Here is a 15,328-nt window from a genome sequence, read left to right as displayed (position 1 = left end):
TGAATCGGCGACTCCGATGTGTCCAACAACTGTTCCACCCCTTCCGCTTGCGGTGCCCCTGCGCCGTGCCCGCGCGCCGCCCGCCCCGCCTCAGACCTTCTCGGCCGGCACCGTCCAGGGGACGTGCCCCCGGTAGGTGGTGTACGAGAAGGGGCTCAACAGCACCTGGATGTGCAGGTCGCTCGGGTCGCCCTGGTAGTGGAGCGAGACGATGACCTCGGCGTACATGCTGTCGACGGCCCGGTCGGCGAAGTAGTCGCCGGTCTCCAGGACCAGTCGGTAGGAGCCGAGCGGGAGGGCCTGGCCGTTCCACGAGCCGGCGTTGCCGGCGCTGTCGGTCCTCGACCTGGCCACCACGGGCCATGCGCCGTGGTCCCTGGTGTGCAGGGCGACGGCCAGGTCGGCGACCGGGCAGCCGTTGGTGGAGTCGATGACCCGAACCGAGATGCTCATGTCCGCGTCAGCCCCAGATCGTGTCGTCCGTGGTGAAGAAGCCCGCGAATCCGAAACCGGCCAGGGTGTTGAGCAGTGCCAGCATGTCGATCTCCCCTACGGAAACTCGTGACCCGGAGGCCCGGGTGGATGCCTCCAGTTAAGTGAGCTCCGTTTTCGTCCTCCTACTGGAACGCTAAGTCCTCGCTAAGCGCCCTCGGCGGGGTGCCCGGGGAAGGGATCGCCTTCGCCCGCGGCCGCGCCACCGCAGGGGGCGACCGGGGTGGGGTCGCCTGTGTCCGTCCGTCCTCAGCGCCTCGGACGTGCGTCTTCCACGCTGCCGCCGGGCGTCTTCCGTGGGCCGCGGCTACTGGCCGACGGCGCACACCGCGTATCCATGGGGGGCGATCACGATCGGGATCTCCTGGTCCGCCTCCCACTCCGCGAACGCGACCGCGATGTGACTGTAGAACGGCCGCATCCCGAGCGTCGTGAAATACCGGTCGGTCTCCAGGACCAGCCGGAACGGCCCGGGCTCGTCCTCCGGCAGGGAGGGACGGTCCAGCCGCCCGTCCTGCCCGGTCAGCCCGTGCCACACGGTCCGCCATTCGTCCGGGCTGGGTCGTTCGATGCGGATCATCAGCCCGTCGACGGGCCGCCCATTGGTTCCATCAGAGACACTCACTCCGAGCTTCACGTGACACCGGCCTCATCGATTGCATCCTTTGTGGGACGGGACACCGGATGCGCCCCGTCTGCGAACGTCAGCCCCGCCGCCGCCGCGGCGTCCTTCCTTCCTCCCACCGTCCGCCGTCCGCCGCCGGGACGGGGCTTGCCGCCGAGGCGGGCATCCTGCCACGCGGGCGCGGCGGACGGGGGAGTTTTCGCACCTCGCTGGCCGGTTCCGGTGCCGGGCCCCCGGGCCCTTCGGCCGGGTACCGGGACGGCGGAGGCGCCGTCCCCGGCCGCCGGCTCCGGGGGCCCGGCGTCAGCCCGTGCTCGCCGGGGCGTAGGCGGCGTCGGAGGCCGCGCAGACCTCGCTCATGAGGCGCGAGGCCTGTTTCTGCCAGCGGGTCGCCTGCATCCGCCCGAAGACGTCCAGGGCCGCGTCGATGTGTTCCTTGGCGCGTTCGTAGCTGCCCTTGTCCGCGGCCACCTCGCCGAGCGAGAGCTGGATACGGCCGATGGCGAGGTACTCGCGGGCCTGGGAGGCGATCCCGACGGCCTCCTCCAGCATCTCGTACGCCGCGTCGTGACTCCCCTGGCGGGACCGGACCATGGCGAGGCCGCGCAGCGCGTAGCACTCGCCCACCGGGTCGCCGACCGAGCGGACGGTCTCCAGCGCCTGGGTGAACACGTACTCGGCCTCGGTCACCTCGTCGATCTGCAGATGCGCCTCGCCGAGGCGGCACAGGATCTGCGCGCGGACCCGCCGGTTGCCCGAGCGTTCCACGGCCGCCAGACCGGCCGCCATGGTCTCCTTGCCCTCCGCGATCAGCCCGCGGTCCAGGTGGATCTGCGCCATGTTGCTGAGGACGTGCGCCTCGGCGGTCGAGTCGTTCACCTGGGAGAGCATGACCAGGGCCTTCTCGTACCCGGCCATCGCCTCGTCGAGGCGGCCCTGGATCCGGTCGACGAAGGCGAGGTTGCGCAGGGCGAGGGCTTCGCCGTGCACGTCGCCCACCTGGCGGAACAGCTCGCAGGCGGGCCCGAGCCTGCCCCGTGCCTCGTCCAGCTTGTACTCGAACATGTGCAGGGCACCGAGGGAGTACAGCATCGCCGCCTGGCCGCGCCGGTTGTCGTTGTGCCGGGTGACCGCGAGCGCGATCTCGTGCGTGGTGCGCCAGTCGTCGAAGTAGCCGTACATCTCGAAGAGGGTGACCAGGGTCAGCGCCAGGTCCCAGCAGAGCTCGTCGAGCCCGGCGCCGGCGGCCTGTCTGACGGCCGTGATGAGGCTGGCCCGCTCGTCCTCGAACCACCGCAGCGGGTCGTCGAGTTCGCGGTCGAGGACCGAGGCGTCCAGCGCCAGGCGCGGCGCGTCGCCGTGGATGAGCGTGTGGTCCCCGCCGTAGGCCCGCCGGTGCGCCTCCTCGACCAGGAGCAGCCAGGTGCTCAGCACCCGGCCGAGCACGACGGAGCGCTCGGCGGTGTTCTCGTGTTCGGCCAGGCACTCCTGGGAGTAGACCCGGACCAGGTCGTGCAGGCGGTAGCGGGGCCGGCGGCCCCGCACCACCTCGACGTCGACGAGCTGGGCGTCGACGAGGATCTCCAGGACGTCCTCGGCCTCCGCCACGGCCACGTCGAGCAGGGGGGCCGCGACCCAGCTGGAGAACTCCGCCGCCTCCAGCATGGACAGGCGCCGGAAGAGGCGCTGGGCGTCCGCGGGCAGACCCTGGTAGACCATGGCCAGGCCGGCCCGGACGCCGACCCCGCCGTGGGTCAGTTCGTCCAGGCGCTGGCTCTCGTCGCGGAGCCGGGCCACCATCTTGCTCAGCGGCCAGTGCGGCCGGGCGGCCAGCCGCGCCGCCACGATCCGCAGCGCGAGCGCCAGGTTGCCGCAGAGCTCGATCAGCTGGAGGGCGCTGGGCAGTTCGCTGTGGACCCGCTCGGCGCCGAGGATCCGGCTGAGCAGTTCCAGCGCCTGCTCGGTGGAGAACACGTCGATCTGGACGGAGCTGGCGCCCTCCAGGCCGGCGAGCCGGGAGCGGCTGGTGATGAGGACCGGACAGTTGGAGGAGCCGGGTAACAGCCAGCGCACCTGCTCCTCGTCGATCGCGTCGTCGAGGACGATCAGCATGCGCCGGTCGGCGATGAGGTTCCGGAACAGCTCCGCCCGTTCCTCGATGGTCTGCGGCATGGCCGAGCCCGGTATCCCCAGGCTGCGCAGGAAGCGTTCGAGGATGCGGGCCGGCAGGATCGGCTGGGCCGAGGGGCCGCGCAGCTTGGCGAACATCTGGCCGTCGGGGAATCGTTTCGCCAAGGAGTGTCCGAGATGCACCGCGAGGGTGGTCTTGCCGACGCCGCCCCGGCCGGTGATCGAGACGATCCGCAGGGCGTACGAGGTCTCCGGGTCCTCCTCCAGCGCGCGTTTGAGCCGGGCGAGCAGGTCGTCGCGTCCGGTGAAGTCGGCGATGGCGCCGGGCAGCAGGCGGGGGGACGGCCGGCGGCTCGACGCCCGGCGCGGCCGCGGCCGGTGCCACGGGCGCCGCCGACGCCGACGGCTCCGCGGGGGCGGGGGGCGCCGCCGGTGCCGCGGTACGGACCACCGGCACCGCGACGGTCTGCGGGGCGCCGTCCAGCCGGCCGGCCAGGATGGACTCCTGGAGCCTGCGGAGCTCCTCCCCCGGCTCGATGCCGAGTTCGTCGATCAGCTCGCGCCGGCCCCGCCGGTAGACCTCCAGCGCCTCGGCCTGGCGGCCCGACCGGGACAGCGCCACCATGAGCTGGGCGCGCAGGCGCTCGCGGAGCGGGTTCTGCATCACCAGGTCGATCAGCCGGGCCACGAGCTGCTGGTGCAGCCCGAGGGCGAGGCGCGCGTCCACCCACTGCTCGACGACGGCGAGCCGCTGTTCGTCGAGCCGGGCGGCCGGGGCCTGGAGCACGGTGCTGGTGATGCCGCCGCCGAAGCACGCGGAGCCGCGCCAGAGCCCGAGGGCGCTCTCGAAGGCGGTGGCCGCCTCCTCGAAGCGGCCGGCCTCGGCGGCGGTCCGCCCGGCGGACGCGGTCCGCTCGAAGACCTGGAGGTCCAGCTCCTCGTCCTCGACCTCGACGAAGTAGCCCGGCGACCGGGTCTGGATGACGTCGGGCAGGCCGGCCTTCGCCATGCTGGCGCGGACGATGGAGACGCAGATCTGGATCTGGGCGCGCGCGGTGGGCGGCGGGGAGGCACCCCAGACCGCGTCGACGAGCCGGCCCATCGGGACGATCCGGTTGGGCTCCAGGAGCAGGACCGCCAGGACGATGCGCTGACGCTCGGCGGTGATCAGCGCCGGGCCACCGGGACCGACGACTTCCAACGGCCCGAGTAATCGAAAGCGCATGACCGTCCTTCACATCCAGACACGATTTCCGCCGGTCAGCTACGCAGCAACACCATATCTACCTAACCCGATCGGGTCTGTCCAGTGAGCGGTGTTGCCCGAGGGGCCGGGGATGCGTCGGCGGGATGTCAGGTCGTCAGGTGCGGTGGGCTCCGGGACGGCGGCGGCCCGCCGCGGCCGGAACCGCCGTGCGCGCTCACCGCCTTCGCGCCTCCGTGAGGTCTCCGGTCACCGGCCCGCCCAGCAGGGGCGGCAGGTCCGCGCGGCGGCTGATGCGCAGCTTCCGGTAGGTCCGGGTCAGATGCTGCTCGACGGTGCTGACCGTGACGTGCAGGCCTTCGGCGATCTCCCGGTTGGAACAGCCGACGGCCGCCATCTGGGCCACCCGGCGCTCCGCCTCGGTGAGCCCGTCGCCGCCGTCGGACGGTGCCGGCAGCGCGGTGGCGCTCTCCACCGCCAGGCCCCGCACCAGTGCCTCGGCATGGCAGTCGGCGGCCACGATGACCGCCCGGCGCTCGGCCGCCGCGGCGCGCCGGAACTCCCCCAGGGTGCGGTAGGCGCGGGCCAGGTCGGCGAAGGCCAGGGCGAGTTCGTACCGGTCGCCGTCGTCGGACTGCAGCAGTTCGGCCGCCTGGCGCAGCAGCGTCGGCCGGTGCGCCGGGGCGCTGGCTCCGGCGAGGACCCGGCTCGCGGTGCCGCGGACCCGGTTCGGCATGAAGGTGAACTTGGCCGACTGCTCGGCGAGCATCCGCCGGGCGTCCTCGGGACGGCCCAGGCCCAGGTACACCTCGGCGGCGTCGGTGCGCCAGGGGATCAGGCCGGGCGTGTCCATCCCCCACTGGGACAGCTTGGCACCGCAGCGGCGCAGGTCCTCCAGGGCCATCTCCAGGTAGCCGGTGGCGAGTCCGAACCGGGCCCGCGCGTAGTGGTAGTGCATGCCGTAGCGGGTCTCGAACATCGCCTCCGGGACGCGGTGGTCCAGATAGGTCTGCGCCTCGTCGTAGCGGCCCATCGCGGTGGTGGCCAGGATCAGGGTGCTCAGGGGCGCGCCGACGGTCACCCCCCAGCTGATCGCCGGCAGGGTGGCGAGCGCCTCGCTCGCGTAGCGCCGGGCGTCGGACAGGTCGCCCCGGCGCAGGGCGATCTCGGCCCGCACCGCGCCGAGCCTGGCCCGGCGGCTCGGCGTGTGCCGGGCCTCCATCCGGTCGAGGAAGAGGTCGCACCAGGCGGTCGCGCGTTCGGCGCGCCCGCTGTAGGCGAGGGTGAGGAGGGCGCTTTCGACGGTCTCGGTGGACAGTTCGTCGGGGCGGGTGCCGTGGAGCACCCGCTGGGCCACGCCGACGGCCTCGTGGTGGGGGCCCTCGCTGAGCACGGCGGCCAGCGCGGACACCGCCTGCAGGCGGCGGTCGGCGCTCACCGAGTGGGTGGGGGGACGTCCGGCGCCGGACCGCGGGCCGAGCGCGGCCAGGAACGACGGGTAGGTGTGCCGGAGCCTGCGCCGGGTGATCTGCAGTTCGGTGGCCGTCTCCGGGTCGGTCGTCTGGCCGGAGCCGGCCAGGTGGCCGAGGACCTCCTGGGCCTGTTCGAATCGGCCGTGCCAGAGCAGCGCCCGGGCCAGGGTGAGCGCGTCGGCGCCCCGCAGGCAGCCCTTGCGCATGGCCTCGACAAGTTCGCCGAGCCGGCCGCTGGAGACACCGGGGTTGATGCTCCACTCGGCCCGGATCAGGGCGGCGGTGATGCGTGACCTGCGGAGCGGGTCCGCGCAGACGGTCCGGGCCAGCCGGAGGCAGTCCACCGCCCGGTCGGCCGCGCCGTCGCGCAGGGCGTGCGCCGCGGCGTCCTCCAGCGCCGGCAGCGCCCAGGGCTCCTGCAGCACACCGCCCCGGGCGGGCGCGTCGACGTGCAGCAGGTGGCCGGCGACGACCGTGGTGCCGGCGCCGCGCTCGTGGGCGTGGAAGGCCGCGCGGGCGTGCAGCCGGGCGAGTTCGTCGGCCTCGATCGCGCCGGCCACCGCGGAGCGGGCGGCCTCGTGCCGGAAGCCGTCCATGGTGAGCAGTCCGCCGGCGATCAGCGCGTGCACCGCCTCCGTGGTCCGGGCCGGGCTGAGGTCCACAAGACCGTCCAGGTGGTCCCACTCCCCCAGCACCACGTAGCCGTTCAGCGCGCGGAGCATGTCCGGGCAGCTGCGGCGCAGGCAGGACAGGACGGCCTCGCGGTAGCGGGGGCCGGCCTCGCCGCCGCCCAGGTGGTCGCGGACCAGCGCCTCGACCAGCAGCGGGTTGCCCCCGCTGTAGGCGTACCAGTCGGCGGACCGCTCGTCGGCGACCGCCTCGCCCAGGTGCTGGGCCGTCAGCGCCCGGACGCCCGCCGGGGAGAGCGGGGTGACCTCGACGCGGTGGCAGTTGGGCTGCCGCAGCAGGTCGGCGCCGAAGCGGAAGTCGGTGTCGCACCCGTGGCCGCTGTGCGTGAACGCCGCGAGCACCCGGGCGTTGTTGAGGCGGCGCGCCAGGTACGCCAGGCAGGTCAGCGAGGCCTGGTCGGCCTGTTCCACGTCGTCGACGGACAGGAACAGCGGGCAGCGTTCGGCCAGTTCCAGCAGGACGGTGCAGAGCCCGTGCACGATGCCGGCGTCCATCCGGGCGCCGGGTCCCTGGTGGCGGGCCGCGTGCACGCCGCGCTCGATGAGCTCCACGGCCCGCGTCCGGTCCTCCTCGTCCAGCGGCGCGTCGTCGACGAGCTGCCGGACCACGCCCAGGGGCAGGTGCCGCTCGGCCTCGGAGGCCAGTGCCGACAGGGTGAGCATGCCCAGGCTCAGGGCGAGGTCGGCGAAGTCGTGCAGCAGGACGCTCTTGCCCGCCGCCACCGGTCCGGAGACCAGGACGGCACGCCCGTGTCCGTCCCGTGCCTGTTCGGCCAGTACGGACAGCAGCGCCAGCGGTACTTCGCGCTCCACCAGTTCCACCGCGAACTCCTCCCATGGGTCGGTGAGCAAAGAGGGAAAGCCGTTCCTCGGACGGGCCGTAAGGTCTTGGCCCATGCTTCCCGTCCGGCTCATCGACCGGCTATCAGCGCGCTATCGGTCGTCCCGGGTGCCGTTCGGCCGCCGCGCGGAAAGGAAATGCGAAGGGAGTCGTCGCAGAACGCGGCCAGGGACCACGCTGCCGTGCGGCGTGGTCCCTGGCGGATTTCGAGGGCGGTGCGTCAGCCGGACTGACCCATCGCCTCGACGAGGCTCTTGGGGCGCATGTCGACCCAGTGTTCGTTCACGTAGTCCAGGCATTCCTGCCGGGACGTGCTCTCCAGGGCGACGGTCCAGCCGGCCGGGACCTCCGCGAAATCCGGCCACAAGGAATACTGCTCCTCCGCATTGACCAGAACGCGGTATGAGGCATTTTCATCCTCGAACGGATTGCTCATGAGCCAGCGCACTCCTTTTTCGCTGCGGATGGGACGAGCTGCCCGCATTCTGTCCGCGTGGCAAACTCCTGACAACCCCTACATCCCCGTACGCGGGGCCCGCCCGACCCGGTCATCGCACCCCCATCGAGGTGAGCGCCGCGTCCACCGCGGCGACCGCCTTGTCCAGTTCGTCGAGCCCGATGGTCAGCGCCGGGCGGAACCGTACGGCGCGGGGCCCGCCGGGCAGCAGGAGCACCCGGTGGACCCGCCGCAGGCGGTCCAGGAGCTCCTTGCGCAGCGCCGTGTCGGGCAGGTCGAAGGCCCACATCAGGCCGAGGCCGCGCACGTCGTGGACGAGGGCCGGGTGGGCCTCGGCCAGGTCCGCGAGGAGCCGGCCGAGGTGGGCGCCCTTGGTCTCGGCCGCGGCCACCAGGCCGTCCCGCTCGACGATCTCCAGGATCCGGGTGGCCCGCACCATGTCCGCGGTGTTGCCGCCCCAGGTGGAGCCGAGCCGGTCCGGGACGGTCAGCGCGCCCTCGGGCACCCGGTCCACCCGGCCGCCCGCCATCAGGCCGCACACCTGGGTCTTCTTGCCGAAGGCCACCACGTCGGGTTCGAGCCCGAGCCGCTGGTAGGTCCACGGCGCGCCGGACAGGCCGCAGCCGGTCTGCACCTCGTCGAGCACGAACAGCACGTCGTGCTCGTGGCACAGGTCCTGCATGCGCAGCAGGAACTCCCGGCCGAGGTGCCGGTCGCCGCCGGCCCCCTGGACCGGTTCGGCGATGAAGCAGGCGATCCGGTCGCCGCGTTCGGCCAGGTGCCGTCGTGCGGCCTCCACCGCCTCCCGCTCGGCACCGGGCCGGGGCACCGGCACGCGCGGCCAGCTCCAGGCGGGGTAGCGCGCGGTCACCGCCGGCGAGGTGTTGGTCAGGCTCAGCGTGTAGCCGCTGCGCCCGTGGAAGGCGTGCTCCATGTGCAGGACTTCGAGGGGCCGCGACGGGTCGGTCCCCCGCCGTTGGGCGCGCCAGTCGAAGGCCACCTTCAGCGCGTTCTCGACCGCCAGGGCGCCGCCGTCGATGAAGAAGAGGTGCGGCAGCCTCGGGTCGCCGAGGACGCGGCGGAAGGTCGCCGCGAAGCGGGCGTACTCCACGGTGTAGATGTCGGAGTTGGTCACCTTGTGCAGGGCGGCCCGGGCGAGTCCGGCCAGGAACGCCGGGTCCTCGGCCATGCCGGGGTGGTTCATGCCCAGGGGCAGCGAACCGTAGAACGTGATGAGGTCCAGGTACTCCTCGCCGCCGCGCGCGTCCACCAGGGTGCTGCCGCGGCTGCGTTCCAGGTCCAGGACCAGGTCCAGGCCGTCCATCAGGACGTGCCGGGACAGTTCCTCCAGGGCGTTGTCCGCCGTGATCTCCATGTCATTCCTCGTCGTGCCGGTAGCGCTGCGGATCCAGCTCGCTCAGGTCGGCCAGCACCGCGTCGGCACCGGCCAGGTCGGCCGCCCCGGCCGGTTCCCAGGGGACCGCGACGCAGCGCAGGCCGGCGGCCCGGGCGGCGCGGAGCCCCGTCGGGGAGTCCTCGACGGCGAGCGCGTCGCCGGCGGCAACCCCGGCGCGTGCCAGCGCGAGCAGGTAGAGGTCCGGTGCGGGTTTGTGCCGGTCGGTGTCGTCGCCGGTCACCAGGAAGGCGAGGTGGTGCCGCAGCCCGAGCCGCCGCAGGTGGTCCTCGACCCAGGCGGCCGGGCTGCTGGACACGATCGCGGCCGCCCCCTCGGCGGTGCGCAGCAGCCGTTCCGCGCCGGGCCGGGCGGGCGCGGCGGCGCACCGGACGGCCCGCCGCTCCCGCTGCCAGGTCCACTCGGCGTCCTCGACCGGCCGGCCGAGCCGGGAGGCCAGGTCGGCCAGCGCGACACGGGCTCCGGCCGAGTTGCCGAGCATCCCGGCCCGCACGCCGGCGGTCAGGGGCACCCCGAGCCGGTCGTAGAGGTCCTGCCAGGCCAGCAGCGCGGCCCGTTCGGTGTCGCACACCAGGCCGTCGAAGTCCAGCAGCAGGAACGGCTGGTCCATCAGTGGTCCACCGTCCCTCGGTCGCCCGCGGTGAGCAGGGCGCAGTAGCGGGAGAGGGCGTCGGTCCAGTGGGGCATCGCGTGGACGAAGGCGGCCGCGCGGGTGCTGTCCAGGCGTGAGTCGCGCGGCCGGCCGCCGACGAAGCCGGCCTCGGCCATGGACATCGGCACCGGGTGGGCGGTGCCGAGCCGTTCGGCGAGGGCCAGACCGACCTGGTACCAGCTCGCCCGGCCCCGGTTGGCGATGTGCAGCAGGCCGCGCACGGCGAGGGCGCCCGGCAGCAGCCGTACCAGCGCGGACGCCAGGTCGGGGATGTAGGTCGGGCTGCTGAACTGGTCGTCGATCAGCCGCGGCCGGCCGCCGTCCAGGAACTCCCGGGCGGCGGCGAGGACCTGGTCGAGGCGCGGGTCGGTGCCGCCGTACAGCCAGGAGGTGCGCACCACGAGGTGGTCGGGGACGGCCTCCACGATCCGCTCGCCGGCCAGTTTGCTCAGGCCGTACACGCTGACCGGGGCGGGGATGTCGTCCTCGTTGTACCCGGCGGGCCCGGGGGCCCGGCCGTCGAACACGTAGTCGCTGGAGATGTAGATCAGGCGGCTGCCGTGCCGTCGGCAGGCCTCGGCGACGTGGCGGGTGCCCCCCACGTTGACGCGCAGGGCCAGGGCCGGGTCGCGTTCGCAGGAGTCCACCACCGCGTTGGCGGCGGTGTGCACCACCACGTCCGGCCGGAACGCGTCGATCGAGTCCCGTACGGCGGCCGCGTCGCCGATGTCGAAGTCGGCGAGGGAGACCCCGAGGACGGGCCAGTCGGCGGTCTCCGGGCGCGAGGCGAGCTCGTGGCGCAGCGCGGTGCCCAGCATCCCGTCCGCGCCGGTGAGGTAGACCCGCATCACAGGTGACCGAACTCGGCGATCAGTTCGGCGACGGTCAGGCCGGAGCTGATCTTCTCGCGGATGACGCGCTCCCGGTCGATGTTCATCCGGGTGCGCTCCAGCACGGTGCCGGCGGTGTCCTTGGGGACCACCGCGATCCCGTTCTCGTCGGCCACGACGATGTCCCCGGGGTTGATCACCTGGCCGTCGATCACCACGGGCACGTTCACCTGGACGGGCTCGGTGCGGTCGTGCACGGCGGTCGGGGAGGGCCTCGGGACGGTGCTGCGGTACCAGACCGGGAAGTCGAGGTCGCGGATCTCGTCGACGTCGCGGACGGCGCCGTCGACGATGCCGGCGGCGATGCCGATCTGCTTCGACAGGGTGGACATGAGGCCGCCCCACATGGCGGTGCGGGTGGTCTCGTGGCAGGCCACGACGATGACGTCCCCCGGCTGCGCCTGGACGAGGACCGGCATGCAGTCGACCAGGTCGTCGATCGAGAGGTTGACGGTGAGCGCCGGTCCGGCGATCTTGTGGTGGTGCTTGACGGGCAGCAGCCCGCCGAGCGCGCCGACCCGTCGCCGCGCGTCGGTGACCAGGCAGCTCGGGCTGTACTCGGCGAGTACGGCGCGGAAGCCCTCGACGATCTCCTGGGGCGGGCGGTTGAGCTCGTTGCGTACGGTTTCCACGGGGGGTGTCTCCTCGTCAGTCGGTGGGTGCGGGTGCGGCGTCCAGGACGTCCGCGCCGATGAGCCGGGCCAGGTGCGCGGCGTCCATGCCGTGGGCGGCGAGGACTTCGGCCTCGGTGCCGCAGCGCGGCACCTCGGTGAGGTGGATGCCGCGGAAGGCGAGGCCGTCCGCGGTGCCGGTCTCCAGCAGGTGCCGGGCGAGCAGGTCGGCCTGGCCGCCGTTGCCGTACTGGTGCTCGACGACGAACACGTGCCGGACGCCGGCCAGCAGCTTGCCCAGCCACACCGGGTCGACCCGGTTGTGCCAGGGCAGGTCCACCACGGTGAGCGTGACGCCCCGCTCCGCGAGCAGGTCGGCGGCGCCCAGCAGTTGCCCGAGGACCACCGGGCCGGCGCCGAACGCGACCGCCTGGCCGCCGGCCCGCAGCACCTGCCCCTGGCCGACCGCCAGCGGGGCGGGCGGCAGTTCGGCGAGTTCCGGCGGGACCGGCTGGCTGGACAGCCTCAGGTAGACGCTGTCCGGGGTGGACCTGCAGTGGTCGAGGGCGGCGGCCAGCTGGGCGGGGTGGGAGGGTTCCAGGATGGTCAGGCCGGGCACGCCGGACAGCGCCGACACGTCGCGGACCGCCTGGTGGGAGTGGCCGGGGGCGGCGGGCAGCAGTCCGGCGAGCGAGCCGACGTAGACCACCGGCCGCCGTTCGGTGGCGTTGTTGTAGATGTGCTCGTTGGGCCGCGCGTGCAGGAAGCAGGAGAACGAGTGGACGAAGGGCCGCAGTCCGCCGGCCGCCAGTCCGCCCGCCATCGAGACCATGTCCTGCTCGGCGATGCCGCATTCGACGAACCGGTCCGGGTGGGTCTCGCGGAACGGGATCAGGCCGGTGTCCAGCACCAGGTCGCCGTCGAGGGCGACGATCCTCCGGTCCTCGTGGGCCGCCTCGGTGAGCAGTCGGCCGTACAGCTCGGGAAGCCGCACCGCGGCCGGTTTCGCCGGGAGGTCCACGGTGAGCTCGACCGGCCGCAGCGGTGCGAGGCCGCACCCGCGGAGGATCCCGTCGGCGGTGCCGAGCAGCTCCCGGTAGGCGGAGTCGTGGTCCGCGGGACCCGGCGCGCCGCTGTGGTGGCGGTAGCGCCATTCGCCGGGTGCCATCGAGGTCGCGGCGAAGGTGGCGCAGCCGCCGCCCTTCACGGTGTCCGCGATGATCACCGCGGGCCGCTCCGGGTGCTCGGCGGCCCGGCGGGCGAAGGCCTCCGCCAGCTGCCGGGGGTCGTGCCCGTCGCAGCGCAGCACGCCCCAGCCGGCGGCGGTGAACTTGCCCGCCAGGTCGCCGAGGTCGCTGACGTCGGCGACGAAGGTATCGGACTGCAGGCGGTTGTGGTCGACCACCACCGTCAGCTCGCCCATGCCGTACCGCGCGGCGCTGGGCAGCGCCTCCCAGTTCTGGCCCTCCTGCAGTTCGCCGTCCCCGGTCATCACCACCACCCGGGAGCTGCGGCCGGCCAGCCGGTGGGCGAGGACCAGGCCCTTCGCCTTGGAGATGCCCATGCCCAGGGAACCGGTGTTGAAGGGCATGCCGGGGGTGCCGACGTCCGGGTGTCCGGGCAGGCCGTCGATCCGCCGCAGCCGGTGCAGGAGCTCCTCGTCGAGCAGCCCGAGCCCGATCATCGCGGCGTACAGTCCGGGCGCGTCGTGGCCCTTGGAGGAGAAGTACACGTCCCCGTCGGCCTCGAAGGGCCGGTAGAGCTCCTCCAGGACCAGCCGGCTGACCACGTCGGCGGCGCTGAAGCTGGAGCCGATGTGGCCCGAGCCGGCGCGCGTGATCATGTAGAGGGTGTTGATGCGGCACATCGCCGAGAAGGCGAGCACCCTTCGGTGCGGGTCGACGACCTCGCCCAGGACGCGCTCGAACTCGGCGCGCGGGATCCAGGCCAGGGACCTGTCCATGGCTTCTCCTCGTGCAGGGGTAGGGGTCACCAGCACCCGAACCCGCCGTCCACGGCGAGTTCGGTGCCGGTGACGTAGCGGCTCAGGTCGGACGCGAGGAACAGCAGCGGTCCGGTCAGGTCCTCGGGGCGGGCCATCCGCCGCAGCGGCACCTTGGCGTCGAACTTCTCCCGGAACACCGGGTCCTGCGCGCCCAGCACGCCGCCCGGCGACAGGGTGTTGACCCGCACCCCGGCCGGTCCCCACAGCGCCGCGAGGTACCGGGTCAGCGCGGCGACGCCGGCCTTGGACATGCCGTACGCGGGCGGCTTCAGGAACGGCGGGTCCACCGGCAGGTGTTCGTACATCCGCGGGTCGGGCGCCAGCCCGCCGTACATCGAGCCGATGTTGACGATGGACCCGCGGCCGTTGCGGGCCATCCGCGAGCCGAACACCTGGCACATCCGCAGGGTGCCCTGGGCGTTGACGTCGAGGACGCCGCCCGACACCTCGTCCGGGATGTCCTCGAAGCGCCAGCCGGTGCCCTCGGCCGAGGGCGGACTGTCGATGCCCGCGTTGTTGACGAGCACGGCGGGTTCTCCGGCCCGTTCGAGACAGGCGTCGAGCGCCCGGCGCAGGCCGGCGGTGTCGGTGACGTCCGCGACCAGCGGCAGGAACCGCTTCGGGTCGTGGGCGTCGAGCACCGCCCGCAGCTCCGGTCCGACGGTGTCCCGCACGTCCAGGCCCACGACGTCGGCGCCGGCGCCCAGCAGGGCGTCCACCCACACCGCGCCGAGCCGCCCGCACACGCCGGTGACGACGGCGACCGATCCGGTCAGGTCAATCGCGGCCGGCATCGCCGTCCACCAGGTCGTCCAGGACGATGTCGGCGTCGGCCGCCAGCGGCCGGCCGAGGCGGCGGCCGACCACGTCGGCGAGCCGGTCGGGGGTCAGCCCGTCGCCGGGCGACTTGATCGCCACGTCCTCCAGGGTGAGGCGGTGTCCGGCCGGCAGGTCCCGGTGGGCGACCAGCTTCTTGCCCATCTTGTCCATGGCGGGCCGTTCGCGCGGCAGGACCTGCTTGTCCGGGCTGCCGAGCGAGCGCCGTACCCGGCGCAGCCCCTCGACGAGTTCGGCCATGTCCTCCTGCTCCAGCGAGAACTTGTGGTCGCTGCCGGGCCGGGTGCGGTCGAGGGTGACGTGCTTCTCCACCACGCGGGCGCCGAGCGCGTACGCGGTCCAGGCGGCCCACGGGCCGAGGTCGTGCCCGGAGTAGCCGATCACCGTGTCGGGGAACTCGGCCCGGTAGGTGCCCAGCACCTTCAGGTTCAGCTCCTCCGGCTCGGCCGGGTAGGTCGCGGTGCACTGCAGCAGCGCGAGGTCGGGGTTGATGGGCAGGATGGTGCCGCAGGCCCGCCGCACCGACTCCATGTCCGCGCCGCCGGTGCTGACGACGAGCGGCTTGCCCGCCTTCGCCGCGTAGGCGAGCAGCGGGGTGTTCCTGATGTCGCCGGACGCGATCTTGATCGCCGGGACGCCGAGCTCGGCGAGGAAGTCCACGCTGGCGAAGTCGAAGGCGGTCGCGAAGAAGTCGACGCCCAGTTCGGCGGCGAGCTGCTGGAGGTGGGTGTACTCCTTGGTGCCGAACTCCAGGAACTCGCGGTGGGCTCCGTACGTCGGGCCGAAGCTGTTGCGCCCGGTGTACGGGGAGTCGTACATGGCCTTGGTGTAGAGCGAGCGGTTGTCCCGCTTCTGCAGTTTGACGGCACTGGCCCCGGCCGCCGCCGCCTGGCGGACCAGCTCCTCCGCCTTGCCGAGGTCGCCCTCGTGGTTGTGGCCGATCTCGGCGATCACGTAGGCGTCGGTGTCGTCCGAGACGATCCGCTCGTTTATCGTCAGCGCTCTCATG

12 protein-coding genes and 1 pseudogene are annotated in these 15,328 nt (G+C 73.2%); all 13 read right to left on the bottom strand.

Features of this window, described 5'->3' with window-relative positions; genetic code table 11:
* Positions 1-90: 90 nt before the first annotated feature.
* The gene (locus tag ABD981_RS00885) at positions 91-453 is read right to left on the bottom strand and encodes a hydroxyisourate hydrolase (protein WP_046906006.1); all 363 of its coding nucleotides are present in this window, start codon (positions 451-453) and stop codon (positions 91-93) included.
* A gap of 346 nt (positions 454-799) precedes the next feature.
* Positions 800-1,117 (bottom strand): hydroxyisourate hydrolase, encoded by a 318-nt coding sequence (locus tag ABD981_RS00880; protein WP_131723817.1) that lies wholly within the window; start codon positions 1,115-1,117, stop codon positions 800-802.
* A gap of 303 nt (positions 1,118-1,420) precedes the next feature.
* Entirely contained in the window at positions 1,421-3,484 is a 2,064-nt protein-coding gene (locus ABD981_RS00875) for an ATP-binding protein (RefSeq protein WP_240495104.1), read from the bottom strand.
* 316 nt (positions 3,485-3,800) lie between these two features.
* A pseudogene (locus tag ABD981_RS38720) lies at positions 3,801-4,256 on the bottom strand (AfsR/SARP family transcriptional regulator); the annotation flags it as partial.
* Positions 4,257-4,668: 412 nt separating this feature from the next.
* On the bottom strand, positions 4,669-7,464 hold the full coding sequence (locus ABD981_RS00865) for a helix-turn-helix transcriptional regulator (RefSeq protein WP_205628109.1): 2,796 nt from the start codon (positions 7,462-7,464) through the stop codon (positions 4,669-4,671).
* Between the two features lie 209 nt (positions 7,465-7,673).
* Complete coding sequence (locus ABD981_RS00860) at positions 7,674-7,889, bottom strand: MbtH family protein (RefSeq protein ID WP_046906002.1); 216 nt, start codon at positions 7,887-7,889, stop codon at positions 7,674-7,676.
* 112 nt (positions 7,890-8,001) lie between these two features.
* A complete protein-coding gene (gene lat / locus ABD981_RS00855) occupies positions 8,002-9,285 on the bottom strand; it encodes an L-lysine 6-transaminase (protein ID WP_046906001.1) in 1,284 nt (427 codons plus the stop codon).
* A gap of 1 nt (position 9,286) precedes the next feature.
* Positions 9,287-9,934, bottom strand: a complete 648-nt coding sequence (locus ABD981_RS00850) for an HAD family hydrolase (protein ID WP_046906000.1) — start codon at positions 9,932-9,934, stop codon at positions 9,287-9,289.
* Positions 9,934-10,824, bottom strand: a complete 891-nt coding sequence (gene rfbD, locus ABD981_RS00845) for a dTDP-4-dehydrorhamnose reductase (RefSeq protein ID WP_046905999.1) — start codon at positions 10,822-10,824, stop codon at positions 9,934-9,936. Before rfbD ends, ABD981_RS00850 begins: the two co-directional genes overlap by 1 nt.
* Positions 10,824-11,498 (bottom strand): RraA family protein, encoded by a 675-nt coding sequence (locus ABD981_RS00840; RefSeq protein ID WP_046905998.1) that lies wholly within the window; start codon positions 11,496-11,498, stop codon positions 10,824-10,826. The genes rfbD and ABD981_RS00840 overlap by 1 nt, the downstream gene beginning before the upstream one ends.
* 16 nt (positions 11,499-11,514) lie before the next feature.
* Positions 11,515-13,440: a 1-deoxy-D-xylulose-5-phosphate synthase N-terminal domain-containing protein gene (locus ABD981_RS00835; protein ID WP_046905997.1), complete on the bottom strand. Its 1,926-nt coding sequence runs from the start codon at positions 13,438-13,440 to the stop codon at positions 11,515-11,517.
* 26 nt (positions 13,441-13,466) lie between these two features.
* A complete protein-coding gene (locus ABD981_RS00830) occupies positions 13,467-14,276 on the bottom strand; it encodes an SDR family oxidoreductase (protein WP_046905996.1) in 810 nt (269 codons plus the stop codon).
* Entirely contained in the window at positions 14,260-15,327 is a 1,068-nt protein-coding gene (locus ABD981_RS00825; RefSeq protein ID WP_046905995.1) for an N-acetylneuraminate synthase family protein, read from the bottom strand. The genes ABD981_RS00830 and ABD981_RS00825 overlap by 17 nt, the downstream gene beginning before the upstream one ends.
* Between the last annotated feature and the right edge of the window lies 1 nt (position 15,328).

The organism is Streptomyces showdoensis, from assembly GCF_039535475.1.
Taxonomy (GTDB): domain Bacteria; phylum Actinomycetota; class Actinomycetes; order Streptomycetales; family Streptomycetaceae; genus Streptomyces; species Streptomyces showdoensis.
The sequence above is the reverse complement of the archived record's forward strand: the minus strand, read 5'-3'. Positions and strand labels throughout refer to the sequence as shown.